We start from the raw sequence: 25,591 nt of genomic DNA, 5'->3' as shown, positions 1-25,591 counted from the left end.
TTATTTCTCCTGCGTGATGAGGAGTTCGTGTGCCCCAGCGGTGGCGGCACCCATTGATTCCACCACGCTCTTGGTGCGCTGATAGGTTGCCGCGTCCGCTGCGGGTGAGGCACACACCCCTTGGGGTTTGTCGCTGGCCACCGAGCACCAGCGGTAGGGACCACGGACGATGAGTGACGGCGCCCACGCGAGGTCGGTGGCCTTCCAGCCGCCGGCGGCGTCCTGGCTAAACTGCGCACGGACCAGCAAGCCCTCGTTGTTGACCACGTACCACGGTGAAAGCTCCGTGATTCCGTTGCCCAACCCGTAGACGATCCACGTGCCCTTGTAGTTTTCGATTGGCAGGACGGAATGCGTGTGGTGGCCGTAAACCATAGTGAACTGGCCGCTGTCCACCAAGGCATGCGCCACTTCTGTCTGCTGCGCGTTGGCCTCTGAAGAATATTCGTCACCGGCGTGCATGACGCCCAATACGATGTCCGCTCCAAGGGACCGTGCTTTCCGGGCTTTCTGGATCATCACAGCCGGGTCCAGCATGTCCACCTGCCACGGGTATTCGGGGGTCAGGCCATTCAATCCATAGGCGCCGGCGATCACGGCGATCGTGGCAGCATCCGTCTTCAGCATGAGGATGCCCTGGGAATCGGCCTCTGTTCGATATGACCCCGTGTGCTGCAGCCCTGCTGCATCCAGGGTGTCCAACGTCCGCACCAAGCCCTCTGTGCCCCGGTCGATGGTGTGGTTGCTTGCCGTTGTGCAGGCTTTGTAGCCAAGGTTCTTGGAGGCTGTGGTGATTTGTGGCGGGACGTTAAATGAGGGATAGGCAGAGAACGGTCCTGCAGGTCCGGCGACAGGCGTCTCCTGATGGCAAATAGCTAAGTCGCTGCGCTGGATGTAGCGGCGCTGTCCCTCGAGCAGCGGCACGAAGTTGTATCCCGGCTGGCCTGCAGCAGCGGCATCCTCACGGGCTTGCTGCCACAGTTGGGCATGCACCAGCATGTCGCCTGTGACGAGCACCGAGGTGCAGCGGAGTGTCTTGCAGGCAGGGCCGACGCCCGGAGTCGGTGTGGGAGTGGGCGTAGGAGTTGGGGACGGCGAAACGGACACCGTCGCCTGTGTAGCTGAAGGCGATCCTGTGTTGTTATTTTGGCCGCCAAGGACACCGCATGACGTTGCCGCCAACGCCAATGCCACCGCCGTGCAGGCAGTTGCAGTGCGAAACAGGAATCTGGTGAGTTGGCGCCCCATGATCGCAATCCTATGGCGTCCGGCGCGCAATCGCGGTTCAGGGACACGGGCACTCGCCGCCCCGCTGCTGGTCATTGAGATGCCGTTGGGCCCATGAAAGTGTTGTGCCATGCCGAACCCCCTACTCACCCCCAGTCCCCTGCCCTTCGCCTTGCCGCCCTTCGCGGCCATCGAGGAATCCCATTACAAGGACGCTATCGAGAAGGGCCTGGCGGACCATCTTGCGGAGATTCAGGCCATAGTGGGCAACCCGGAACCGGCCACTTTCGACAATACGGCTGTCGCCATGGAAAGTTCGGGCCGACTGCTGGACCGGGCTACCGCCTCCTTTTTCACCTTGGTCTCTTCCCACGCGACAGATGGCATCCGGGCCCTTGAAACCGAGTTGTCCCCACGCTTTGCGGCCCATGACGATGCCGTCTATATGAACAGGGCCCTGTTTGAGCGCTTCGCGGCGATTGATACCTCCGGACTGCCCGCTGACGCCGTTCGGCTTGTGGAGGAGTACCTTAAGGAGTTTCGCCAGTCAGGCGTGCAGTTGGACAACGAGCAGCAGGAACGGTTGCGGGCAGTGAACGCGGAGTTGGCTTCCCTCGGCACAGAATTCGGGCAACGGGTCAAACACGCCATGAAGGACTCCGGCTTACTCCTGGACCATGTTGAGAAACTCAACGGCCTCAGCGAAGACGAAATTGCTGTGGCGGCACAAGCTGCCCACGAGGCGGGGCACGATGGCAAGTTCCTGCTGACGCTCATCCTGCCCAGCAGCCAGCCTGCCCTGGCAACGTTGGAAAATCGGGAAGTACGGCGTCGACTGTTCGAGGCCTCTACAGGACGCGGAAGCGACGGGGGCAGCCTGGACGTTTTGAGCCTCGCAAAGTCCATGGCCCGGCTACGCGCAGAGAAAGCTGCGCTGCTTGGGTTCGGCAGTTACGCGGAGTTATCCGTCGACAGGCAGACGGCCCCGGATGTCGCCGCGGTGCAGGAAATGCTGGGCAGCCTGGCCACAGCGGCAATACGAAACGCTGACAACGAGGCCGAAGTACTCGCAGAGTCGGCAGGATTCCAAGTGGAAGCCTGGGACTGGGCTTATTACTCGGCACAGGTCAAGCGGGACCGTTACTCCGTTGATGAACAGGAACTCCGCCAGTACTTTGAGCTCGATCGGGTCCTCAAGGACGGAGTCTTCCATGCGGCGACTGCCCTCTATGGGGTCACGTTCACTGAACGGAACGAGCTGCAGGGCTACCATCCCGATGTCCGCGTGTGGGAGGTCAGGGACGCAGACGGCAACGAGATGGGTCTATTCCTAGGCGACTACTATGCCCGCGAGTCCAAACGCGGCGGTGCATGGATGAATTCCCTGGTCCACCAGTCGAGGTTGCTGGGGACGCGTGCCGTTGTGGTCAATAACCTCAATATCTCGAAGCCGCCGCTTGGGGAGCCGACACTCCTGACATTGGATGAGGTAAGAACGGCCTTTCATGAATTCGGCCATGCCCTGCACGGTCTCCTGTCAGATGTCACTTTTCCCAGATTCTCGGGAACATCCGTCCCTAGGGACTTCGTCGAATATCCTTCCCAGGTCAATGAAATGTGGATGTTCTGGCCGGAGATCCTGAACAACTACGCCCGGCACCACGCAACGGGCGAGCGGCTTCCGCAGGAGCTTGTCGATCGACTGGAAGAGTCAAGGCTATGGGGCGAGGGTTTCGCTACAACGGAGTATCTGGGCGCAGCCCTGCTGGACCTTGCGTGGCACGTACTGGACGTCGACTCCGCGCCGGCCGACGCCGTCGAATTTGAGGCCAAAGCGTTGGCGGACGCCGGCGTGGCCCATCCCCTGATTCCGCCTCGTTACCGGACAGGCTACTTCCAACACATTTTTGCCGGCACTGGATACGCTGCGGGCTACTACTCCTACATTTGGAGCGAAGTTCTGGACGCCGACACCGTGGAGTGGTTCAAAGAGCAAGGCGGCCTAAGTCGTGCTAACGGGGATTTCTTCCGCAAAGAACTATTGTCGCGGGGAAACAGCAGGGACCCCTTGGAGTCCTTCCGGGCCTTCCGTGGCCGCGACGCCGACATCGGGCCACTACTGAAACGCCGCGGCCTCGGCTGACTGCCGGACAGTACGACGGCGGCCGGCCACCTGTTGGGGTGACCGGCCGCCGTAGTGCACTTGATGTGCGCGCTCGCTACCAGCCGCGTTCTGCGAGGCGGTGCGGCTGCGGGATCTCGTCGACGTTGATGCCGACCATGGCTTCGCCCAGGCCGCGGGAGACCTTGGCGATCATGTCCGGGTCATCGAAGAACGTGGTGGCCTTCACGACGGCGGCCGCACGCTGGGCCGGGTTTCCGGACTTGAAGATGCCCGAGCCGACGAACACGCCGTCTGCGCCCAGCTGCATCATCATGGCAGCGTCGGCCGGGGTAGCGATGCCGCCCGCGGTGAAGAGCACTACCGGGAGCTTGCCGGTCTGGGCAACTTCCTTGACCAGCTCGTACGGGGCCTGCAGCTCCTTCGCCGCGACGTACAGCTCGTCCTCCGGCATGGAGGTCAGCTTCTTGATCTCCGCACGGATCTGCCGCATGTGTGTGGTGGCGTTGGAAACGTCGCCCGTGCCGGCCTCGCCCTTGGAGCGGATCATCGCCGCGCCCTCGTTGATCCGGCGCAGCGCCTCGCCCAAGTTGGTGGCACCGCAGACGAAGGGAACGGTGAAGTTCCACTTGTCGATGTGGTTGGTGTAGTCGGCCGGGGTCAGGACCTCGGACTCGTCGATGTAGTCGACGCCGAGGGACTGCAGGACCTGCGCCTCGACAAAGTGGCCGATGCGGGCTTTGGCCATCACCGGGATGGACACGGCTGAAATGATCGAATCAATCATGTCAGGGTCGGACATGCGGGACACCCCGCCCTGGGCGCGGATATCCGCTGGCACGCGCTCCAAAGCCATCACTGCAACCGCACCGGCGTCCTCGGCAATGCGGGCTTGTTCAACGTTGACGACGTCCATGATGACGCCGCCCTTGAGCATCTCAGCCATGCCCCGCTTCACGCGGCTGCTGCCCGTGACCGTGTTGGCGGCCGAGCCGGCTCCGTTGCTTACATCAGGTGTAGACACAAAAACCCCTATGGGTAGAGAGAAGATCTTCACCGGGGTACAGAAGGGCTCACCGCTTTCAGCGCACACCGGATGACCAGATCCATTGACCAAGTATTCCTAATACTAGTCCCCTGCGAGCCGCGGCCCGAACCCGTCAAGCGACTGTAGTCCCGCCGTCGATGTTCTCCACCGCCTGGCGGCGCACGGTTGTGATCCGCTGCACAATCGTGACGAAACTTGCAACGCTGAGCAGCACCAAAACTACGGTCAGGACGACGTCCGGGAGGCCCAATCCGGTAAGCCCGGTGACGGTGAGGACCGACACCAGGCGTTCGGCACGTTCGGCAATACCCACACTCGCGTGGAAGCCAAGCGACTCCGCCTTAGCCCGGGCATACGAAACCACCATGCCAAGGACCAGGCACACCATCGCGGCAAAAGCAGCGGTGCGGTTCCCACCCCCGGTGAAGAGCCAAATAGCGAGGCCGGCGAAAATCGATCCGTCCGCGACTCTATCCAGGGTGGAATCCAGGAAATTGCCCCATCGTCCAGACGGTCCCTGCATGCGGGCCATGATGCCGTCCAGCACGTCGGAGAACGCGAACACAGCCACCACGATGGTGCCCCAGAACAGCTGCCCCATGGGATACAGCACCAAGGCTCCGAGGACCACACCCGCAGTACCAACAACGGTGACGTTATCCGGCGTGATTCCGGATTTCAGCAGCCAGCGGGCCAGCGGCGAAAACAGCGCGGTGAAAAACCCGCGGGCATGCTTATTGAGCATCCGACTCCCCGGGCCAGGCCTCTGCAACTTGGCGTCGCACTTCGTCGAGTGTCTGCGTGATGGCCTTGGTCTGGGCGATTATCGGGAAGAAGTTTCCGTCCCCACCCCAACGCGGCACAACGTGCTGGTGGAGGTGCGCGGCGATGCCTGCCCCGCCCGTGACTCCTTGGTTCATGCCGAGGTTAAAGCCACTGGGGTTTGCTACTTTCCGGAGGACACGCATGGCGGTCTGCGTAAGCTCGGCGAACTCCGCGGTTTCCTCTGACGTGATGTCCGTGTAGTCCGGTACGTGGCGGTAGGGGCACACCAGCAGATGGCCAGGGTTGTAAGGGAACAGGTTGAGCACCACGTAGCAGGTCCGCCCGCGGTACACGATGAGGGACTCTTCGTCTGTTCGGGACGGCGCAACGCAGAACGGGCAGTCGTCGTCGCTGAACTGGTTTTGTCCGCCCTTGATGTAAGCCATGCGGTGCGGCGTCCACAGGCGCTGGAAGGCGTCCGGGACTCCGGCCAACCGAAAATCATCGGCTACTTCGGCGTCTCCCGGATAGCCTGCTCCCCTGTTCTCCTCCACGCAAAGTTCCTGTTCCGTTAGCTCTCGCGGTTCCGAACCGCATCCACGATCCGCCGGACCGCCTCTTCAACGGCGATGCCGTTGTCCTGGCTGCCGTCGCGGAAGCGGAACGACACGGCGCCAGCCTCGGCGTCCTCGCCACCAGCAATCAGGACAAACGGAATCTTGTCCTTGCTGGCGTTTCGAATTTTCTTGGGGAACCGGTCGGACGAAATGTCCACCTCGGCCCGGATGCCTGCGGCCTTAAGCTGATCGACGACATCGAACATGTAGTCGTTGAATGCTTCGGCTACAGGAATCCCAACCACCTGGACCGGCGCCAGCCATGCCGGGAACGCACCCGCATAGTGCTCGGTCAGGACACCCATGAACCGCTCGACAGAGCCGAACAGAGCCCGGTGGATCATCACCGGGCGCTGGCGGGTGCCGTCGGGGGCCTGGTACTCGAGCTCGAAGCGCTCGGGCAGGTTGAAGTCCAACTGGATTGTGGACATCTGCCAAGTGCGTCCCAGCGCGTCCTTCGCCTGGACGGAAATCTTGGGTCCGTAGAAAGCGGCTCCACCCGGATCTGGCACCAGTTCAAGGCCGGACTCGCGTGCCACTTCGGCCAACGTGTTGGTTGCTTCCTCCCAAACCTCGTCCGAGCCGACGTTCTTTTCCGGGTCCTTGGTGGAGAGCTCGAGGTAGAAGTCGTCAAGGCCGTAGTCTTTGAGCAGGCCGAGCACGAAGTTGAGCGTGTTGGTCAGCTCGTCCTTCATCTGCTCCTTGGTGCAGTAGATGTGGGCGTCGTCCTGGGTCATGCCCCGGACGCGGGTCAGGCCGTGGACCACGCCCGACTTCTCGTAACGGTAGACCGAGCCAAACTCGAACAGCCTCAGCGGCAACTCGCGATAGGAACGTCCGCGCGAGCGGAAAATGAGGTTGTGCATGGGGCAGTTCATCGGCTTCAGGTAGTAATCCTGGCCGGGCTTGCGGACCGTGCCGTCCTCATTGTGCTCCGCGTCGATATGCATCGCCGGGAACATGCCGTCCTTGTACCAGTCGAGGTGCCCCGAGATTTCGTACAGGTGGCCCTTGGTGATATGCGGGGTGTACACGAACTCGTAACCCGCGTCGACGTGCCGCTGGCGGGAATAGTCCTCCATGGCTTTCCGGATAATGCCGCCCTTGGGGTGGAACACCGGAAGTCCCGATCCCAGCTCATCAGGGAAGGAGAACAGGTCCAGTTCGGCGCCCAGCTTGCGGTGGTCCCTGCGCTCTGCCTCGGCAATGCGCTCTTGGTAGGCCTTCAAGTCTTCCTTGGTGGGCCACGCAGTTCCGTAAATCCGCTGCAACTGCTGGTTCTTTTGGTTGCCGAGCCAATAGGCGGCCGAAGTCCGGGTCAGTGCGAAAGCGTTGGAGATGAGTTTGGTGTTGGGCAGGTGGGGGCCGCGGCATAGGTCGCACCAAATGGTGTCCCCACTCTTGCGGTCCACGTTGTCGTAGATGGTGATATCACCGGCGCCGACCTCGACGTTGACGCCTTCTCCGGCGTCGTCGGCGTCGTTTTTCCTTCCGAGCAGCTCAAGCTTGTAAGGCTCATTCTTCATGGCTTCGCGGGCCTCGTCCTCGGTGACGACGCGACGCACAAACTTCTGGTTCTGGTTCACGATCTTCAGCATCATCTTTTCGAGGGCGCGCAGGTCCTCGGGAGTGAAGGGTTCGGCGACGTCGAAGTCGAAGTAGAAACCGTCGGTGATGTAAGGGCCGATTCCAAGCTTGGCGTCAGGCCGCAGTTGCTGCACCGCCTGGGCCATAACGTGGGCGGTGGAGTGCCGCAGGACGTTGAGCCCGTCCGGAGAATCGATGGTGACGCCCTCAACCTCTGCCCCTTCCGGCAGCCGTTGGTCGAGGTCCTTGAGTTCCCCGTTGACGCGGGCCACAACAACCTCGCGGCGTTCGAAGAAGAGTTCCGCCCCGGTGGTCCCCTCCGTCACCTTGGTCTCTTCGCCATCGACGATGAGGGTGATCTGCTGGGCATCTGACACGGGGGTCTCCTATTCATAGTTCGGGCTTCATAGCTTGTGGCGTACGGGGACCACAGCCAGCCACGGTCAATCGTATCCGCTGGTGCTGGGGGCGGCCAAAGCAGGCGAGGCATGCACCGGGTGTGTCGCTGGCCGCCTACCGCGGCCACAACAGTGCATGCGGTCACTGTTTAGCTACCGAGGCCGGTGATGGCAAGGTTGCGCTCTATGCCGTCCAAGGGGCCAGGGAGCTGGAACTCGGCGGCTTGCGATGATTCGGCAAACGGAAGGGTTTCGATCCGGCTTAGGTCCCATGCCATGCTGGCGCTGAGGCTGATACCGCGAGGACCTGTCCGGCGGGTGGTGCCTCGAATCAGCAACAGCCGCGTCCCAAACAATAGAGGCCCAGTCTTTTCCTGCGCTTCATGAAAGAAGACGCTGTCAACGCAGCCTGTACCGTCGTCGACGCTGATGAACACCACCCTTCTGCCGCCCCTCATGGGCGGAGTCTGTGTTGCCACCCTGACTCCGGCAACCAGAACCTCAGTGCCATTCCGCAGTCCCAGGAGTTTGTCCGCAGTGGTGACACCCAAGCGGTCCAGCAAAGGGCGATGGCTTTCCATGAGGTGCTGACTGACGTCGACCGCCATGAGGTCAAGCTCTGCCCTGACGTTTTCCACCATGCCCGGAGCAGGCAGTTCCGAGGCTAGGTTGGCGAGTTCCACATCGCCAATGGGCAATGCCAATTGCCCTTCCAGGGGTTCAGGTCCTTTGCGTACAGGCTTGTTCTGAAGCTGTTGGAGATGCTGGACCAAATCTGCACGGTTCGAAGCCGAGCCAGTACCGCGATGCAGCGAGTCAAAGGCCCCCAACTGGGCCAGCCGCTTAATGTTCGGCTTGCTGACCCGGGCCCGTGTCCGCAGGTCGGCCAATGAGTCATAGGGCTGGCCTGTGACAATACGCTTCAGCTCGGAACCTGAAAGTCCATAAATCCCGTTCAGGCTCAACCTGATCCCCAGCTTCCCCCTGCCAGGTCCGCTCTCCACCTTCTCCACACGGTATTCGGCTTGGCTCTTGTTGATGTCCAGCGGAAGGATCGGGATTCCCATACGCCGAGCTTCCGCTACAAGCAGCCGTTTGGGGTACATTCCAGGGTCGTGCTCCCACAATCCGGCCAGGAAGGCCTCTGGATGGTGGGCTTTGAGCCAAGCTGATTGATACGTGGGAACTGCGAAGGCTGCACCGTGTGCCTTGCAGAATCCGAAGCTTCCAAAGGCTTTGATGGTGGTCCAGACTTTGTCGACAACCTCAGGGCTGTAGTTCTTTTCTTTGGCACCCTGCCTGAAGAATTCCTCTACTTTCCGTTCCTTCACTTCATCACCCAGGGCTCGTCTGAATTCGTCGGCTCTGGCGAGTCCACACCCAGTCATTACGTCGAAGGTCCTGAGAATCTGTTCGTGGAAGACCGTAACCCCGTGTGTTTCCTTTAGCCATGGTTTTAGGTCTGGATGGGGATATATCTCCGGCGCGAATCCGTGCCTGTGCTCCAGGAAAGGACGAACCATATCCGACTTCATGGGACCGGGCCGGAACAAGGAAATGTCGATGATCAAGTCATTGAATTCGCGAGGAGCCATCTTGCCGACGAGCTCACGCTGGCCGGGGGATTCGATCTGGAAACAACCCAAGGTGTGAGTGCTCCTAATCAACTCATAGGTTGGTTCGTCGTCCAGTGGAATAGCGTCCAGGTCGATCAGGCCCTCGTCAGAGATAAAGTCGGGCCCTTTTCCATCCTGCTGGATTGGGTGTTTGCCTGCAGCCGTCACCTCTGCCTTGGATCCATGGATCCGAACAACTTCCTTCACAGCGAAGGCCATGGAGCTTTGCATTCTCACGCCCAGGACATCCAGTTTCAACATGCCCATCGGATCCATGTCGTGCTTGTCGAACTGGCTCATAGGCAGCCCAAGCCCACTGGGTTGGACTGGCGTCCTGTCTAGAAGTGTGACATCTCCCAGGATCACCCCGCAGGGGTGCATGGAGATATGCCTGGGCAAACGGTCAAGCCGTTCGGTGAGATCAACCAGAAGGTCTAACTGATGGTTCTCCTCAACCCCGCTGTGCTCCACCCTGCCGGCGAATTCACGGAGTTCAGGTTTCTCCTCGAGCGCTTCACGGAATTTCCTCGCCGAAAACCGCCATAATTGCTTAGCAATATCACCTATTTCATGCTCATCCATCCCAAGGGCAAGGCCGGCATCACGAACGGCTCCACGCGCCCGGTAACCGTTCTGCATGCTCATAAGAGTGACTCGCTCAGCTCCAAAGCGCTCGAATATTTTGCGGTACACATTGTGGCGCTCGGCGCTTTCAACGTCGATGTCTATATCCGGCAACGTAGACCGGTCCCGTGAAAGGAACCGTTCGAAGATGAGATCGTGTCGCAATGGGTCAACGTGGCTGACATCGATGAGGTAGTTAACCAGACTGGATGCACCCGAGCCTCGAGCCGCCGACCTGACTCCCATTCCGATAATCATGCGGGAAACTTCCGCTACGGTCAGGAAATACGACGCGAACCCCAAATTGCCGATAATCCGGAGTTCATGCTCAAGGCGGGATCTCATTCTGCGTTCAGCCTCACCGCTAATCCCGGGGAACCTTCTGCCAATTCCTGCTTCGCATCTTTGCGTAAGCTCCACCAATGGATCACCTGAAATCCCAATGACCGACGCCTCCGGCACCACTGGCTGCTTCCAGCCCATGTCCTTTACCGGGTCCATCCTGCAGGCGTCAGCCAGCGCTTCCGTGTTGGCCATGAGGGTGGTCAGTTCCCTGGCGCCGTAGCCTGCAGAGGCCATAATCTCCTTCCCCAGCTGATTCATGTCCTCGGGAGATTTGAGCCACGCCTGGCCATTAGGCTGCAGCAGCGGGGCCGCCGACAGTTCAGGAAGGGACTTCAGGGTTCGTGCAGCATCTAGCACATCGGCAGTGGGAGCGCCGTCTTCAGCCACGTACCTTACTGCATTGCTCAGTACCGCCGGAACTCCGAATTCCTCAGCCAGCTTGAGCATCCTGACAGCATGGGCAGTACTCAACGCCTCACCGGGAGGGGTTAAGTGGGTAACAATCTCGGTGGCCAGGGTCTTTGGAGGCATTGCGTCGATCCAACGCTTGAACAAGGTCCTCGGCCTAAGATACTTCCTCCCGCCCATTGCGAGGCCAACATCGGACTGGGGTCCGATGAGCACAGTCAGCACTGGCTTGAGGGTCTCCGGATGCAACGTTCGTGAAGCCAGCTCTGCCCGTGTGACGGCAACTGGGACAACTCCCCCTGCTTTACCCGAAGTACGGGCATGGGCGTCGGAAACCAGCCGGCATAGCGCTCTATATCCGGCTCCGCCGGTATGTCCGTGGGCGAGTATGACGACGCGGCCCGCCACTTGGGTGCGATGGTCGCCGTCGTCGTCAAATACTGCAAGGTCAACGCCAACTATGGGATCCACGCCGGCATCCATGCACGCCTTGAGGTGCTTGACTGTCCCATACAGGCCGTCTCGGTCGGTGCAGGCTAATGCCGTAGCGCCGTGCGATGCAGCGGCCTGGGCTAGCTCATCGGGCCAGGACACACCGTAGTGGGCGCTGAAGGCAGTGGATACATGCAAATGGGTGAAGCTCATCGAAGGATCCGTTGGTTCAAGCCGTGCGAGGTTCGGAGGAATTTGAACGCAGGGCATCATGGATCCTCAGCAGACGCCACCGCCCGCTGCCCACGTGTCTCACGAGGTCCAAAGTCAAACCACTCCGGGAAACGCCACGCCCGTCATTTCCTTGCAGGCCAACCTGCACGCGCCAAATCTCATGGTCGACCAGCCCTGCCCCACTGCCAAGGGGTGCCCTGCGCTCCTCCGCCCACCACTGCCTGCGTTCATACCAGCGCAAAGGTTCGCCCTGCACCTCATAGTCCTGGCCGTTCCAGCGCAGCCTCATTGGTTGGCCGGCCTGATTGCAGACGACCTCCACGGACTCACTGAACACCCCCACCCATGACCTCCAGATCCCGATGAACTGTTCAAAGTTCCTGCGTTGCTTCGACCCTGCCCAGAAAAATTCGAATAAATATTCGAATGTAATCAGTCTACTCCCGCGGCCTGACAAAACCTAGGTGAGGGGTGGACGGGAGGGACGCCAGAGAGCAGGATTGTGCCATGGATACCCAAGACGCAATCCTGAAGCAGGCCAGCATCTCCGCTGAAGAATCGACACTGGTGGCAAGGTTTGACATCGAGGGGAACATCCCGGGAACGGGCGCCTTCGTCGTGGGCCTTGTTGCCGCCACGCCGGACCATTCGTCCCAACGGCGCCTCGGCATCGAATTCATGAACGGCGAAGCAATCGCGTTCTACTGCTTCAACCACGACCAAGGCACTGAGGAAAACTACGACCTCAGTGGCGTCGAGCACTCAGGCAGCACCATCACCGGGCACTTCCCCCTCTCCGCTATCAATGGCCTCGGCGAAGGCCACCTCATGACCGCCTTTAGCGACTGCGACGGACGGGAATTCCAGTCCGGCGTCACGGTTGCCGAGACCCTTTAGGCTTCCAGGCCAGGTCCAACAGCCACGGGGTTACATGCACGATCACCCGTGTGCCAGTATCGGACCATGCAGCCGAGAGTTGACTTCATTTCATTGGGCGTGCGGGATGTAGCAATTTCCCGCCGCTTTTACGTAGAAGGCCTTGGCTGGCCGGTCCACCGGGAGCACGAAGACGACGTTGTCTTCATCCAGGCCAATCACGGCCTGATTCTGTCCCTGTGGAACGTAGCGCAGATGGAGGAAGAAGCCGCCGTCGATCCGCCTTCAGGCGTACCATGCATCACGCTGAGCCATAACGTCACCAGCCCGGACGACGTCGACCGCACCATGGCCCAGGCCAAGGCGGCGGGGGCCCTCATCGTTTCCACGCCCAGGAAGCAGCCTTGGGGCGGCTATACTGGATACTTCGCTGACCCGGACGGCTTCCGCTGGGAAGTCGCCTTTAACCCGACGTGGACTGTGGCCGACGACGGAGGCGTCACCGTCTAGACAGTGGCCGCGAGCCGCCCCTCAGGGCGACGACTAGAAGAGGCCCTCCACAGGTTCGATGAGCTCGGGACCATTGTTACGGACGTTCCCGACGGCGGCCCCCACCGCGTCGAGCGTCCAAGCTGCGGCGGCATCATGGGCACCGGAGCGGACCAAGTCGACAAGGCCGGCAGCGTCGTCGACCTTGGGGTCAAGCCACGCTTCCATAGTGCTGCGGCTCATCGGCAGCGGCACCCTGTCATGCAGGGCCGTGAGTTCGTCGAACACGGAGTCCGCAGCGCTGGCCGTTGGGGTATCAGCGGTGACGATCGACGTGGACAGCAACCAGCGTGAAGGATCCCCTTCTTCCTTGGTGGGGTCCCTCCACCATTCGTAGAGGCCGGCGAATGCCAGTGCCGAACCGTCCTTCGCATGCACGTAGTAGGGCTGCTTGCTCTTGCCCTCGCCCTTTTTCCATTCGTAGTAACCGTCGGCGGGAACGGCGCAGCGGCGCGACAGCACGGCCTTCTTGAATGAAGGCTTCTCCAAGAGCGTCTCGCTCCGGGCATTAATCAGCCTGGCCCCTCCGCTGGGGTCCTTGGCCCAGGACGGAACCAGACCCCACCGTGCAACATGCAATTGCCGCTTGGGCGTCCCGTCGACAAGCCGTTCCAGGACAATAGGGACAGGATCAGTCGGCGCGACGTTCCACGACTTCTCCACGTCCAGTTCCCGTTCGAGCTCGGCATCAAAATCGGCCAGCAGGTCCCCGACGGCCCGGGCCATTACGTAACGTCCGCACATGCTCCCAGTCTGCCGCCAAATGCCCGAAAGGCAACAGTGCGGCTCCCGGAGTGTCATGTGACACGTCCATGGGAAGGAATGCCGGGCGACGCGCTACCGTTGTGCGGAATGGTTCCACTCGACTAATGACAGGAGGCCTACGTGGACTTCACCCCCGAAACCGGCACGATCACCATGTTCTCGACCACCTGGTGCGGCTACTGCACCCGGTTGAAGAAGCAGCTCGACGCCCATGGTATCGGCTACAACGAGATCAACATCGAAGAGGTCGACGGTACGGCCGAAATCGTGGAGAAGATCAACGGCGGCAACCGTACCGTGCCCACGGTATTGTTCCCGGATGGATCAGCGGCCACCAACCCCTCGGCAGCCGAGGTCAAGTCCCGCCTGGCAGCCTAACAAGCACCACGCCTAAGGTTGCAGGGTTTGCGTAGGGAGGCGGGGGGGGGCCCGGGGGGGGGGGGCCCCCCCCCCCCCCCCCCCCCCGCCTCCCTGTCCCCTGCCAACCGGCGTCGCTGAGCTATGATCCGGGTAATCCCCGGAAAGGGTCAGCTGGTCTCGGCGTGTTTCTCCACGACAAAGTCGCCACCGGGAAAAATCGTGGACTCATGGCCGTCGTCGAACCTGACCACATAGGGTGGCGCGCCTTGCTCACCCTTGACTTCGATGATCACGCCATGCCTGTCCGCGGCCCCAACGGTCCGGCCCCTCACAATGATTCGATCCTGCACTACTGCCTTCATGGCACAACACCTCCCTGCTCCAGAGTACGTTTTTAGTCCACGGCACAACAGGTCGCCAGCCTCCACCCTGCCCCATGACTAGGCGGGCGCCGGAACTCGCTCAAGCCTGACAATGACTGATTTGGATGCCGGCGTGTTGCTCCCTTCGGCGGTGGAGTCCAGGGGCACCAGTACGTTGGCCTCCGGGAAATAGGCCGTGGCGCAGCCGCGGGCCGTTGGATAGGCGATGAGGCGCAGCTGCCGCAGGACGCGGTCCACACCGTCGGGTGCTTCGCTGTGCACGTCCACGTAGCCGCCGTCGGCCAGTCCTAGGCTCGCCAAATCATCCCGGTGCACGAACAGCACCATCCGGCCCTTTTTCACGCCCCGATATCTGTCGTTCATGCTGTAGGTGGTGGTGTTGAACTGATCGTGGGACCGGACGCTCTGCAGCAAAAGCCTGCCCGGTGGAACCTGAATAGTCTCAAGCTCGCCAACCGTGAATATAGCCTTGCCGCTGGCGGTGGGGAATCGACGCGCGTCGCGAGGTCCATGCGGAAGGACAAAGCCACCGGGGACCCTGATCCGTGTGTTGAAGTCGTCGAACCCGGGCACAACGTGCTCAATGTGGTTGCGGATTACGTCGTAGTTGTTCTCGAACGCCCTCCAGTCCACCGGGACCGACTCGCCCAGGACGGCACGCGCCATTCGGCTGACTATCGCCACTTCTGACAAGACGCCTGGCGCAATGGGTTCCAGTCGCCCGGACGATGCATGAACGGCGCATACAGTGTCCTCCACCGTCACGAATTGTTCGCCAGCCGCCTGCCGGTCGATTTCGGTTCGGCCAAGGGTGGGAAGGATCAGCGCCTGCTCGCCGGTGACAACGTGGGAGCGGTTCAGCTTGGTGGAAATCTGAACGGACAGCCGGGTCTTCCGGATGGCAGGTTCGGCTGCGCCTGTGTCCGAAATTGCGTGGACAAGGTTTCCACCGAGTGCAACCAGGACCTTGATTCGGCCGTCGCGCATGCCACGAACGCTGTCCACGACGTCGTCCCCCGGCTCCCGCGGGGGTTCGAAGTGGAACTCATCACGGACAGCGTCCAGGAACGCCGGAGGCATCTTCTCCCAGATACCCATGGTGCGGTCGCCCTGGACGTTGCTGTGTCCACGGATGGGCGATGGTCCAGCGCCTGGCTTGCCGATATTGCCGCGGAGCAGCAGGAGATTCACGATCTCCTTGATGGTTGGGACGGCCTTCTTGTGCTGGGTGAGGCCCATGGCCCACGTGACGATCACGCGCTCAGCTTTGAGATAGCGTGCGGCAAGTTCGTCGATTTCCTCCGCCCGGAGACCTGTGGCGGCGCTTACTTGAGCTTCATCCAGCTGTGCCACATGGGCAGCGAACTCCTCGAAGCCTTCGCAGTGCTCCTCTATGAACGCGTGGTCCAGGACCGTTCCGGGCGCGGCTCGCTCGGCCTCGAGTACGCGCTTGGACAAGGCCTGTAGCATGGCCATGTCCCCGGCCAGGCGAATCTGCAGGAATTGGTCTGCCAGGTCCGTGCCCTTGCCGATCAGTCCCCGCGGGCGCTGGGGGTTGCGGAAGTTGATGAGCCCGGCTTCCGGAAGCGGATTGACGGCAACAATCGACGCCCCTGCCCGCTTGGCTTCCTCCAGTGCCGTGAGCATGCGTGGATGGCACGTTCCCGGGTTTTGCCCCATGACGATAATGAGGTCCGATTTGGCGAAGTCCGTGTAGCTGACTGCAGATTTCCCAACACCTATGGTGTCTCCCAGTGCGAGGCCGGTGGACTCGTGGCACATATTGGAGCAGTCCGGCAGGTTGTTGGTGCCGAAGGCGCGCACAAAGAGCTGGTAGATGAACGCGGCTTCGTTGCTGGTACGGCCACTGGTGTAGAACGTCGCCTCATCCGGAGAGTCCAGGGCATTGAGTTCGCGGGCTATGATCCCAAACGCATCGTCCCAACTGATTGGCCGGTAGTTGTCCGAACCTGCCGCCTTGTAGACCGGTTCCACAAGCCGACCCTGTTGGCCAAGCCAGAACTCTGCGTGGGATGCCAGGTCCGTCAGCGAGTTTTCCGCCCAAAATTCCGTGGGAATCCTTAGGGGTTCGGCTTCCCAGCCGACAGCCTTGGCGCCGTTTTCACAGAACTCGGCGAGCTTACGGTCGGGAGGATCGGGCCACGCGCAGCTCATACAGTCGAAGCCGTCTTTCTGGTTCAAGGCGCGTAACGCCTGCCAGGCGCGAACCGGCCCCATTTCCGCCACGGCGTGTGGCAGTGTTTCGCTCAAGCTCGGCAATCCCGCCGCCGACCTTTTTGGTGCGCTCACCACCAGGCCGGCGTCGGAATCATCAACGTCCGGCCGAGGAGTGCTTTGTGGGTGCCTGCTTTCCATCGCCCCACCCCTTCATTGGGAAGCTGCGGCGGACCCGCGTCAGGAACCGCCGTGATGCGATTTCAGCCTAGTCCCGGTGATTGGCGGCCACAACGGAAGCGGACCGCAATAGGCTCTCGCCGCCGTCGTGGTCTGGGGCGCCTTAGGCGCGCCGTACGGGTTAAGGCGCCACGGCGTCAGCTCAGAAGTGTGCGGAAGTCGCCGTCGTGCAACTCGGCATAGTCCGCGTATGCCGCTATGACAGCCTCCTCGACGGCCTGGACGTCAAGCTGAGGAACCAAATCATCCACGGCCCCCGCCGTCGTCGGATCCCAGTCAAGGCCGAGAGCCGAGTAGCTGGCGGTAAGGACCTCACGGATTGGCTTGGAGTCCTCCACCACAATGACAGAGCTGAAGAGCCATCCGCCCGAAACCACCCTCTGTGCCGTTCCGACCAGCTTGACAAGGTGGGTAGGAAAGTCAGGATCCTGTCCGTGGACGCTGAACTCGCCGGGGCAGTACTCCCCCGGGATTTCCCCGACGGCGGCCTGGACACCGACGCTGCGCAATGCCTTGGCGAGTAGTTCGCCAAAGGATCCGAACCGGTTTTTGGCGCCGGCGATGGCATCGGTGTGCGGTTCAATGTGGTCAACCACCAGCGTGCCTTCGTGATAAGCGGCGGCACGGCCTCCGGCCTTCCGGACCAGCGGCTCAAAGCCAAGATCCCGGCAGGCGCGGGCAGCGTCGTCGAAACCGGACAGTTTGGCGTCCCGTTGGCCGAAGGCGACTGTTGGCTGCGGCCGGTAGATGCGCAGGGTGTTGCCTAGTACGCCCTGCCGCGCTCGGGCCAGCAGCGTCAGTGCGAACTCAAGATCCTCGGCGGGTCCCAGCGACTCCGGCTGGCGGTAAACGGTCAGGGCCGGACGATGACCGTCGCTGCCCGGTTCTGCGTGGCTGGTGTCCATGGTCATCAGCTCTTCCTCAGGGTGAGAATCTGCTCAGAGCGGCCGAACGGACCGTCAAGGTCATGAAGGACTGTGGAGGTCAGGCCAATCCCGTCAGTTCCAAACGAGACCTCATTGTCCAGCCCGAGCCAATCACCGCCGGGTTCCCGGTACATGTGAATTTGCAGATCGACATTGGGGAAGGCGTAACTGTTGCGGCCCGGCGGCACACGGGCGGCGATGCCGTTGGCGGTGTCCACCAGGCCAATGAGTCGTGCGACGTCGGGGCTGTTCCCTTCCTCTGTCAGCGGGTGACGTGTGCGGACCCACACCTTGCCTGAGCCTGCTCGGTGCCCCTCAGCAATGCGCATTTCCAAGGACCGGATGTAGCCGCCGGGCCAGATGCTGGCGCCATCCCAAGGTTTGCATTCATCCGGTCCCGGCATGTTCTTGTCCTCGATCGCAGCCACGTCGCTCGTATCGCTGATGGCCAGGCGCCAGGCGGCCGCCCGGATGGCCGTGCGGCCACCGGCATTGAGTTCCGCCTGGATGAGTTCGATGGTCCGGCCTGGCCTTAGGGTGCTGGTCGTAACGGTGAATTCGCCGCCGGGGATCAAACCCAGGATCTCGTAGCTGATTCGTGCCATGCGCATGTCTGTCCGCGGCTCGTGCCGCAGCAGGCAATCCGCCATGATGCCCGAGGCCGGGGCCATGTGTTGCTCAATGTCGTTCCACGCGCCTTGGGCATGAATGGTCGAGCGGAATTTGCCCCCACCCAGGGCTTCGTAGTAGAAATCGCCGACTGCGAGTTCGGCTGGTGCAATGCTCAACGACGGCCCCTCTTGCAGGTGATTAGCTCCCGGACCAGATTACTTGGTTCCATCGGGCAGCTGGGCTGGATACAGTGAAGGCAGGTTTGTCGTTTGCTTTTCTAATGCCTCAGGGAGGGCGCGATTATCCGAGTCATCAGCTACAACCTGCGAAAGCACAAGGCAAGCGGAGAGCTCCGCGGGCTTGCGCACGGCTTTGATCTGGACGCCCTGTGCCTTCAAGAATGCAACACGGAGGACCTGCCAACGTCGCTGGGGCCATTGCATTTGGCTGATATCACGCGCGGCAACCGGCTGGGCCTGGCTGTCTATTACCGGACTGACCGCTTCACCGCTGTGGAGTCAAACGCTTTCGCGCTCAAGAAGTCAATTCATGACCGTGTACTGAGCCCTGCGCACGAGCGGCTGCTCGCTGTGCGGTTACTCGATAACCGTACGGGCCATGGATTGGCGCTGGGATCATTCCACGCGGCACCGCTCACCGCTTCGAATTCACTTCGGAGGAAGCAGATCCACGCCGCGCACGCCCGGCTGCTGGACATGGGCGGGGAGCAGATCACGCTTATGGTCGGTGATTTCAATTACCCGTTTTTCACCAGCAACCTGACGTCGCACATGAAGAATTCCGGCTACGAGTTGTCATTGTCGGATCGGCGGACTTATACCCGGTACAAAGTCTTCCGTGGCCACTTCGATTTCGCCACCTCGCTGGGACTCGACATCGGAAAGGTGGAGACCCTTCCGCGCGGTGCATCCGATCACCTTCCGATATTGATCACCGCTGAGTATCGGAATGGCCCGGGAAGCGCACCTGCTGTCGAATTGCCGTCCTCTCAGTCTTTATCGCAGAAGGGTCGGCGAATTCTTTAGCCTGAATCCTCGCCAGTCAGCTGGCGAATCGCCTCCTGGACGATCTCGGGGACTTTAGTGCCGCCGTCGTCGGCTTGAGCTGCCCAGGTGGCGAGGTTCCTTCCGCGCAGGTCAGGTGCGCCCGCAACTGCGCCCTTCACCTTGAGTGACGCCGCATGGGACAGGAGGGCTGCGCGCCGCAACCACGGATCCTCGTCGCCTGCCCAGCGCTCGGTCACGCGATCAGCGCGGTATCGCTCCGCGCCTTCCAGCCCGGCAAGCAAGGGCCCGACGACGTCGACAGCCAACGGGTCTGCCAGTTCGGGGAGCGGCGCCTGGCGAAGGAAGCCTTCAAGGCGGGTCAAGTCGCTGCCGGTGAGCAGTTCGACGTTTGACTGGAGAAGTACGACGGCGGCCAGCCGCCGTTCGAAGATCGGCACGTCCCAGAGTTCCGAACTTAGCGCCGTGATTTGGTCGTGGGTGAGGCCGCGGTATCGGCGCAGTGCGTCGCGGACTGTGCCGCGCACTGCGCCAACCGAGGCACCATAGAACCGCAGACCGGTACCGATGGTTCGTTCGTAGTCCTCGGCCCTGATCCAGTTCGCTTCGCGTTGGATCGTCGAATCCACGAACTCGGCGGCATCACTCACCCATCCATTCTGTCAGTGGCCGGCTATAGCCTTTCGGCAAAAGCATCCTCGCTGAAAGGAATTCACCCGTATGGCCACTCCCGCGCCGTCCGAATCAGTAGCGTCACATGAGTCAGCGGCGTCTGCTGAGACGACTGTGGCATTTGAGTCGACGCCTCCCCGGTCCGGCATGCCGGAGTGGTACCCGGAATTGCTGGACCAGGTTTCGGACACCATATCTTCTGGCAGGGCGCGCGCAGTTTCCGCAGCCAACCAGGAACTGGTGCGTGCCTACTGGTCTATTGGACGCAACCTCCTGGCGCGTGAAACTGCGGAAGGCTGGGGAGCCCGCGTGGTCACCAGGCTGTCCGCCGACTTGCGCGAGCGTTTTCCGGAGGCGCGTGGCTTCTCGCCGCGCAACCTGCGCTACATGAAGTCCTTCGCGGCGGCGTGGCCGGACCTGGCAATGTTGCAGACAGCGTCTGCAACATTGCCGTGGAGCCATCATGTGCTCCTGCTGGAGAAGCTCTCTGAGCCGGTCGTCCGGCTTTGGTATGCGGACGCCGCCGTCCGGCACGGCTGGTCCCACACTGTTCTTGGGCATCAGATCGAGTCAAGACTCCACGAGCGTTCCGGTAAGGCCATCAACAACTTCACGGCCACGCTTCCTGGCCCGGAGTCGGACCTCGCCCAGCAGTCGTTCAAGGATCCTTATGTCTTTGACTTTGTAGCGATGACGGATAAGCGCAATGAACGGGGCCTGGAACATCAACTCGTTCTGCACATTCAGAAATTCCTGCTGGAACTGGGTCAAGGCTTTGCGTTTGTTGGCCAGCAGGTGCGGCTAACCATTGGTGACGACGAGTTCTACGCCGATTTGCTTTTTTACAACTTTAAATTGCGCTGCTTCGTGGTGGTGGAGCTCAAGGCGACGCCCTTCAAACCGGAGTACTTGGGCCAAATCAACATGTACATGTCGGCCGTAGATGACCTGTTGTCGCACCCCGACGACAAACCCACTATTGGCCTTTTGCTTTGCAAGACCAAAAACAACGTGGTGGCGGAGTATTCCCTCCGTGGGTTCACCAAGCCCATTGGGGTGGCCGAATGGGAAACCGAAATCGTCCGTTCCTTGCCTGAGGAATTTGCTTCCACCCTGCCGAGTATCGAGACCTTGGAGGCTGAATTGGCTGATCCTGGAAGCCCCGATTCTACTGGCCGGTAGGAGCGTCCGCAGAGGACCCAGCCAAGGCATTTTGGTTCTGTCCCGGTGCTTTTGCTTCCGCTGGTGCGGACCTATCATGCTCATGTATCGCAGAGGAATCAGACTCCCAGTTTGTGGCCGGTTAGCTTTGACGCCGGTTTCTTCCAGATGGGCCGACCTCGCTTGGGTTGGGTCGGAGCCGGTGCCAAAGCCGAGACCTCGATCTGGAAGCCTTGGAATCCGCGTACGCATGTACAGGACAGACACGTTCCAAGACACAAGGAGTTATGCCATGAGTGACCTTCTGAGATGGTCGCCGTTTGAGCGCCGTTCACCCTTTTGAACTGATGGAACCGTTCCGCCGGCTCTTCGAGAGTGAAGCCGACAGATCCATGATCCGCGTCGAGGAGGAAGTCAAGGACAATGAGCTGGTGGTCCGCGCCGAACTTCCTGGAGTCGATCCGGACAAGGACGTAGAGATTTCGGTGACAGACGGACAGTTGCATATTCGGGCCGAGCGCCGCGAAAAGAAGGAAGAGAAGGACAAGGGCAACTACCGCTCCGAATTCCGCTACGGATCCTTCTTCCGATCAATTCCGTTGCCAAAAGGAGTCAAGGAAGAAGACATCAAGGCCAGTTATCGGGATGGTGTCCTTGAAGTGAGGGCCCCCATTCCGGCTCCCGGCGCCGAGACGAAGAGCCAGAGGATCCAGATCTCCCGGGACTAGCGCCTACGGCCTTCGAGCGGTTGGGGACTTCGCTCCCCAACCGCTTTGTTGAACAGGGATCCTCCTCCAGTCCCGCGAGATTGAGTGGCGCCTTCGCTACTGTCCGGAGACTTTCAGGACCCCAGCCCCGACGATTCTCCCCTCGGCCAAGTCGAGGAGGGCATCGTTGGCTGATGAAAGCTGATAGACCGTGGTTGTTGGCTGCAGTGGGATGCGGCTGGCAATAGCCAAAAACTCTTCGCCATCCTTGCGTGTGTTGGCCGTAACGCTGCGGATGCTGCGTTCATGGAATAGGTCCTTCGAATAATTGAGGGATGGGATGGAACTCAGGTGGATACCGGCGATGGCCAGAGTTCCTCCGCGGTCAAGGGCCTGTAGAGCCGGGGGCACCAAGTCGCCGCTGGGCGCGAAAAGGATGGCGGCATCCAAAAGTTCAGGAGGCGTCGTTTCAGCGTCCCCCGCGTAGCTGGCGCCCAACTCCTTCGCGAGCTTTTGGGCATTCTCAGAGCGAGTCATGACAAACACACTCGCGCCTTCAAATATGGCGATCTGCGCGGCAAGGTGTGCCGATCCGCCGAAGCCGTAAATTCCTAATCGCCCGCCCGCGGGAAGCGCGGAACTGCGAAGTGCCCTGTACCCGATGATGCCCGCGCAAAGGAGGGGTGCGGCTTGCTCATTGGTGAAGACGTCCGGCACTCGGTAGGCGTAGTCCTGATGAACCACGGTGAGCTCTGCGTAGCCTCCATCAAAGTCCCAGCCGGTGAATCTTGGCTGCAGGCAGAGGTTCTCCCGATCAGATGTGCAGAACCGGCACGATCCGCAGGTCCAGCCCAGCCAGGCTGCGCCTACCCGGTCACCGGGGCGAAACTTTGTAGTCCCTTCCCCGGATTCGATGACTTCGCCAACGACTTCATGCCCCGGGATGACCTGTTGGGCGTGCGGTTGAAGATCCCCCTCGGCGAGATGCAAGTCTGTGCGGCAGACGCCGCACGTCCTCACTGCGATGAGGAGCTCCCCCGGGCCGGGTTTTGGATCCGGCTTTTGGCCACCTTTCAGTGGGTGTGACGCGATGGGGCCAGGCTCATCCACCCACCATGCCTCCATTGCTTGCCTCCTGCGAAGAGAACTAGACGTACTGCCCGAACCAGGCCAAAGTGTCCTCCCACGCCTTTGTTGCCTGCACCTGGTTGTAGCGGTCTCCGGTGTCGTTGTGGAACGCATGGTCGACGCCGGGATAGACCGTGATCTTGTTGCGGACACCGGCAGCGGCAAGGGCGTCCCGGAGGGGTGGCATTGCGCCGGTGATGCGCTGGTCAAGTTCGGCGTAGACGCCGAAGACGGCGGCTTTGATTTCAGGGACCTTGGCCAGATCCGGGGCTGGACCGTAGAAAGCAGCCGTCGCTTTCAGGCCGGGGAGTTCCGTTGCGGCCTGCCACGTGATTCCGCCGCCAAAACAGTACCCGGTCATGGCTATGCGTTGTGGGTCCACGAACTTCTGCGTCTGGAGGTAGGTGAACGCCGCCTGGAAGTCGGCGACGTGTCGCCGTGCTCCTGCCTTCGTCAATGCCCCAGGGACGGCGTCGGGATCCATTCCTGCTGTGCCGCCTTCACGGCTTAGGAGGTCGGGGGCCAAGGCTACGTAACCGGCCTTGGCGAATCGACGAGCAACATCCTGAATGTGAGGAGTGAGGCCCTTGTTCTCATGGCAGATCAGCACGGCCGGTTTGGGGTCCGCGGTTTCCGGCCTCGCGAGGTAGCCGCTGATGTCAGTCCCGCCAGAAGGGAACTTCACTGTGGAGGTGCTGAGTCCGGCCGCACCCTCGGGTACCGACAGCGGGCTTTTCGCGCCTGGAACCGCACCGGACGTTGGGCCTCGGCTAGCGTTCGACGACGGCGGGCTGGGCGTTGGCATGGGTTCGGTACTGCGTGGGATTTCTTGAGGCGTGCAGCCCACAAGAGTCATCGCCGCTGCAGCTGCAGCCATACTTCCGGTGATGAAGGCGACCCTTCGCGTGAACGTGTGCTGGCTCATCGCGCCAGCGCGGTAATCATCGAAGAATTCCTCGATCAGGTACTTCTCAAATTTCCCAAGCTCAGTCATGACGTGCCCTTCGCTGTGCCCTAATCCTCCTCCGAGGAGGGCTCCCGGTGAAGACTGCCCGTAGAAGCGGTGCCCCTGGTCTTAGCGAATTCGGCTGTCTCGTTCATGTCATGAGTCGATTGCCTGGCTGCTTGGGTGGGCGAGTCGCACCCTTCCCCAAATAGAAAGTATGCTTATTATCTATTCGAACGCGAAGCTGAAGGGATGATGAGCAGTGACTGAGAAACCTAACAACCACGAAGGGCGCGTAGTCCCCAACCCATCCACGATACGTGAGGACATGCCCGGTGACGCGGCAGACGATGCCAACGCCATCCGCTTCAGCGAAGAGCAGGCCTTGATTGAAGAGCAGGCACGCGGAATACGGCCGGAGACCTACAACGTTCCGGGCGGGCCGACCCTCGAAGAGGCGCGAGGGAACCTGGATCTCCCGCCGGAAGACGCTGACAACACTCCCTCAAGTGACAGCAGCGACGACGGCCTGCATGGAGGCGCCGAACATTAAGGACCCAAGTCACTTGCATGCGATTCGCGACACGGAGGAGTTGCCACGTTCGCGGGGAACGGTGAGAGACTCGTTTCCATGCGCGAACTCGTGGTACTCGGCACCGCCTCCCAAGTACCGACGCGCACGCGCAATCACAATGGGTATTTTCTCCGCTGGGACGGCGAAGGCATCCTCTTCGACCCCGGCGAAGGCACACAGCGGCAAATGATCCACGCCGGCATTGCATCCTCTGAAATCACGCGGATCTGCATCACTCATGCCCACGGCGATCATTGTTATGGACTGCCCGGGATCCTGTCCCGCATGGCCCTTGATCGTGTGCCACACCCTATTCGGTTGCACTACCCCGCCGCCGGTGAAGACGTCATCTGGCCACTCATATCCGTCGCCAGCCCCGGCATCGACTTGCGGGTCTACCCGCATGAGGAGGCCGGTGAAATAGCTCCCGGCCTTGAAGTTCGCCCTCTGTTCCACCGAACGGTGACGTTTGGCTACCGCCTGACCGAGCCGGACGGCCGCACGCTCGTTCCAGAAAAACTGGCCGCGGCAGGAATCGAAGGTCCGGACGTCGCCCGACTCCAGCACCAGGGCAGTCTCCGTGGTGTGAAGCTGGAGGAGGTCAGCATCCCTCGCCGCGGCCAGCGCTTCGCCTTCATCATGGACACCGCGCCATGCACGGGGGCAGAGGAACTCGCCGAGGGAGCGGACCTGCTGGTGGCAGAATCCACCTTTAGCGACGATGACAGCGAACTCGCCGCGCAGTTCCGGCACCTTACAGCCGGGCAGGCGGGCCAACTAGCCGCCAGCGGGGGCGTGGGAACACTGATTCTGACGCACTTTTCGGCGAGATATGCGGACGTCGGCCCGCTCGTGGACCAAGCCCGCGCGCACGCCGGAAACACTACAGTCATCGCCGCAAACGATTTAGACCGCTTTTCCTTTCCCAAGCGTCGACAAGGCGTTGTGGACTCACGCTGATGACATAATCCTGCCTGGACTCGCGCTGGAGCACGCTGCCCGGAATGTACGGAAGTTCCCAACGGCACTAGGGATTCAGAGCCGCGAAGTCATCCTGGCCTCGCGGGAC

General features: G+C 61.2%; 24 protein-coding genes. 9 read left to right on the top strand and 15 right to left on the bottom strand.

Annotated features, from left to right (window positions below):
• Window positions 1-1,248 (bottom strand): CapA family protein, encoded by a 1,248-nt coding sequence (locus LD110_RS00675; RefSeq protein WP_225495629.1) that lies wholly within the window; start codon window positions 1,246-1,248, stop codon window positions 1-3.
• A gap of 109 nt (window positions 1,249-1,357) precedes the next feature.
• On the opposite strand from LD110_RS00675, the gene LD110_RS00670 reads away from it, so the two are divergent.
• Entirely contained in the window at window positions 1,358-3,370 is a 2,013-nt protein-coding gene (locus LD110_RS00670) for a M3 family metallopeptidase (protein ID WP_225495627.1), read from the top strand.
• A 76-nt stretch (window positions 3,371-3,446) separates the two neighbouring features.
• Here LD110_RS00670 and pdxS read toward each other — a convergent pair whose 3' ends face one another.
• The 6 genes from pdxS to LD110_RS00640 all read right to left on the bottom strand — a co-directional run bounded on the left by pdxS (window position 3,447) and on the right by LD110_RS00640 (window position 11,766).
• The gene (gene pdxS / locus LD110_RS00665; protein ID WP_225495626.1) at window positions 3,447-4,373 is read right to left on the bottom strand and encodes a pyridoxal 5'-phosphate synthase lyase subunit PdxS; all 927 of its coding nucleotides are present in this window, start codon (window positions 4,371-4,373) and stop codon (window positions 3,447-3,449) included.
• Window positions 4,374-4,509: 136 nt separating this feature from the next.
• The gene (gene pgsA, locus LD110_RS00660) at window positions 4,510-5,142 is read right to left on the bottom strand and encodes a phosphatidylinositol phosphate synthase (protein WP_225495625.1); all 633 of its coding nucleotides are present in this window, start codon (window positions 5,140-5,142) and stop codon (window positions 4,510-4,512) included.
• Window positions 5,132-5,716, bottom strand: coding sequence for an HIT domain-containing protein (locus LD110_RS00655; protein WP_225495624.1), 585 nt, complete (start codon window positions 5,714-5,716; stop codon window positions 5,132-5,134). Before LD110_RS00655 ends, pgsA begins: the two co-directional genes overlap by 11 nt.
• Before the next feature lie 17 nt (window positions 5,717-5,733).
• Window positions 5,734-7,743: a threonine--tRNA ligase gene (gene thrS / locus LD110_RS00650; protein ID WP_225495622.1), complete on the bottom strand. Its 2,010-nt coding sequence runs from the start codon at window positions 7,741-7,743 to the stop codon at window positions 5,734-5,736.
• Between the two features lie 170 nt (window positions 7,744-7,913).
• Window positions 7,914-11,402: a DNA polymerase III subunit alpha gene (locus LD110_RS00645; RefSeq protein ID WP_225495620.1), complete on the bottom strand. Its 3,489-nt coding sequence runs from the start codon at window positions 11,400-11,402 to the stop codon at window positions 7,914-7,916.
• Between the two features lie 16 nt (window positions 11,403-11,418).
• Window positions 11,419-11,766, bottom strand: a complete 348-nt coding sequence (locus LD110_RS00640) for a DUF6504 family protein (RefSeq protein ID WP_225495618.1) — start codon at window positions 11,764-11,766, stop codon at window positions 11,419-11,421.
• Window positions 11,767-11,930: 164 nt separating this feature from the next.
• Here LD110_RS00640 and LD110_RS00635 point away from each other — a divergent pair, with 164 nt between their 5' ends.
• Together LD110_RS00635 and LD110_RS00630 are read left to right on the top strand one after the other, a co-directional pair.
• Window positions 11,931-12,320, top strand: a complete 390-nt coding sequence (locus LD110_RS00635; RefSeq protein ID WP_225495616.1) for a hypothetical protein — start codon at window positions 11,931-11,933, stop codon at window positions 12,318-12,320.
• Window positions 12,321-12,386: 66 nt separating this feature from the next.
• A complete protein-coding gene (locus tag LD110_RS00630) occupies window positions 12,387-12,809 on the top strand; it encodes a VOC family protein (protein ID WP_225495613.1) in 423 nt (140 codons plus the stop codon).
• Window positions 12,810-12,842: 33 nt separating this feature from the next.
• On the opposite strand, the gene LD110_RS00625 is transcribed toward LD110_RS00630, so the two are convergent.
• Complete coding sequence (locus tag LD110_RS00625; RefSeq protein WP_225495611.1) at window positions 12,843-13,592, bottom strand: SOS response-associated peptidase; 750 nt, start codon at window positions 13,590-13,592, stop codon at window positions 12,843-12,845.
• Between the two features lie 141 nt (window positions 13,593-13,733).
• Here LD110_RS00625 and LD110_RS00620 point away from each other — a divergent pair, with 141 nt between their 5' ends.
• A complete protein-coding gene (locus tag LD110_RS00620; protein WP_225495610.1) occupies window positions 13,734-13,991 on the top strand; it encodes a mycoredoxin in 258 nt (85 codons plus the stop codon).
• A 149-nt stretch (window positions 13,992-14,140) separates the two neighbouring features.
• Here the strand turns inward: LD110_RS00620 and LD110_RS00615 are convergent, their stop codons facing one another.
• From LD110_RS00615 to LD110_RS00600, 4 genes are all read right to left on the bottom strand, one after another.
• The gene (locus LD110_RS00615; RefSeq protein ID WP_225495609.1) at window positions 14,141-14,335 is read right to left on the bottom strand and encodes a DUF1918 domain-containing protein; all 195 of its coding nucleotides are present in this window, start codon (window positions 14,333-14,335) and stop codon (window positions 14,141-14,143) included.
• A 78-nt stretch (window positions 14,336-14,413) separates the two neighbouring features.
• Window positions 14,414-16,732: an FdhF/YdeP family oxidoreductase gene (locus LD110_RS00610; protein ID WP_225495607.1), complete on the bottom strand. Its 2,319-nt coding sequence runs from the start codon at window positions 16,730-16,732 to the stop codon at window positions 14,414-14,416.
• A 176-nt stretch (window positions 16,733-16,908) separates the two neighbouring features.
• Window positions 16,909-17,682: a lipoate--protein ligase family protein gene (locus tag LD110_RS00605; RefSeq protein WP_225495602.1), complete on the bottom strand. Its 774-nt coding sequence runs from the start codon at window positions 17,680-17,682 to the stop codon at window positions 16,909-16,911.
• A complete protein-coding gene (locus LD110_RS00600) occupies window positions 17,682-18,485 on the bottom strand; it encodes a thioesterase family protein (RefSeq protein ID WP_225495600.1) in 804 nt (267 codons plus the stop codon). Before LD110_RS00600 ends, LD110_RS00605 begins: the two co-directional genes overlap by 1 nt.
• Window positions 18,486-18,611: 126 nt before the next feature.
• Between LD110_RS00600 and LD110_RS00595 the strand changes: the two genes are divergently transcribed.
• Complete coding sequence (locus LD110_RS00595; protein WP_225496390.1) at window positions 18,612-19,355, top strand: endonuclease/exonuclease/phosphatase family protein; 744 nt, start codon at window positions 18,612-18,614, stop codon at window positions 19,353-19,355.
• Here the strand turns inward: LD110_RS00595 and LD110_RS00590 are convergent.
• Window positions 19,352-19,984 carry a DNA alkylation repair protein gene (locus LD110_RS00590; protein WP_225495598.1) on the bottom strand — a complete coding sequence of 211 codons (633 nt, stop codon included), beginning with the start codon at window positions 19,982-19,984 and terminating at the stop codon, window positions 19,352-19,354. The two genes, LD110_RS00595 and LD110_RS00590, sit on opposite strands and share 4 nt — an antisense overlap.
• Window positions 19,985-20,054: 70 nt before the next feature.
• Here LD110_RS00590 and LD110_RS00585 point away from each other — a divergent pair, with 70 nt between their 5' ends.
• Together LD110_RS00585 and LD110_RS00580 are read left to right on the top strand one after the other, a co-directional pair.
• Window positions 20,055-21,188: a YhcG family protein gene (locus tag LD110_RS00585; RefSeq protein WP_225495596.1), complete on the top strand. Its 1,134-nt coding sequence runs from the start codon at window positions 20,055-20,057 to the stop codon at window positions 21,186-21,188.
• Window positions 21,189-21,487: 299 nt separating this feature from the next.
• Window positions 21,488-21,895, top strand: a complete 408-nt coding sequence (locus LD110_RS00580) for an Hsp20/alpha crystallin family protein (RefSeq protein WP_308012390.1) — start codon at window positions 21,488-21,490, stop codon at window positions 21,893-21,895.
• A gap of 96 nt (window positions 21,896-21,991) precedes the next feature.
• On the opposite strand, the gene LD110_RS00575 is transcribed toward LD110_RS00580, so the two are convergent.
• Complete coding sequence (locus LD110_RS00575) at window positions 21,992-22,999, bottom strand: zinc-dependent alcohol dehydrogenase family protein (protein ID WP_225495588.1); 1,008 nt, start codon at window positions 22,997-22,999, stop codon at window positions 21,992-21,994.
• Window positions 23,000-23,021: 22 nt separating this feature from the next.
• The gene (locus LD110_RS00570) at window positions 23,022-23,996 is read right to left on the bottom strand and encodes a dienelactone hydrolase family protein (RefSeq protein WP_225495587.1); all 975 of its coding nucleotides are present in this window, start codon (window positions 23,994-23,996) and stop codon (window positions 23,022-23,024) included.
• Between the two features lie 214 nt (window positions 23,997-24,210).
• On the opposite strand from LD110_RS00570, the gene LD110_RS00565 reads away from it, so the two are divergent.
• Window positions 24,211-24,501 carry a hypothetical protein gene (locus LD110_RS00565; RefSeq protein WP_225495583.1) on the top strand — a complete coding sequence of 97 codons (291 nt, stop codon included), beginning with the start codon at window positions 24,211-24,213 and terminating at the stop codon, window positions 24,499-24,501.
• 78 nt (window positions 24,502-24,579) lie between these two features.
• The gene (locus tag LD110_RS00560) at window positions 24,580-25,482 is read left to right on the top strand and encodes a ribonuclease Z (RefSeq protein WP_225495582.1); all 903 of its coding nucleotides are present in this window, start codon (window positions 24,580-24,582) and stop codon (window positions 25,480-25,482) included.
• The last annotated feature ends 109 nt before the right edge of the window (window positions 25,483-25,591 follow it).

Source organism: Arthrobacter sp. M4, assembly GCF_020251205.1.
In the GTDB taxonomy this organism is placed as follows: Bacteria; Actinomycetota; Actinomycetes; order Actinomycetales; family Micrococcaceae; genus Arthrobacter.
Note: the sequence above shows the minus strand (reverse complement) of the source record. Positions and strands in the feature narration are given on the sequence as shown.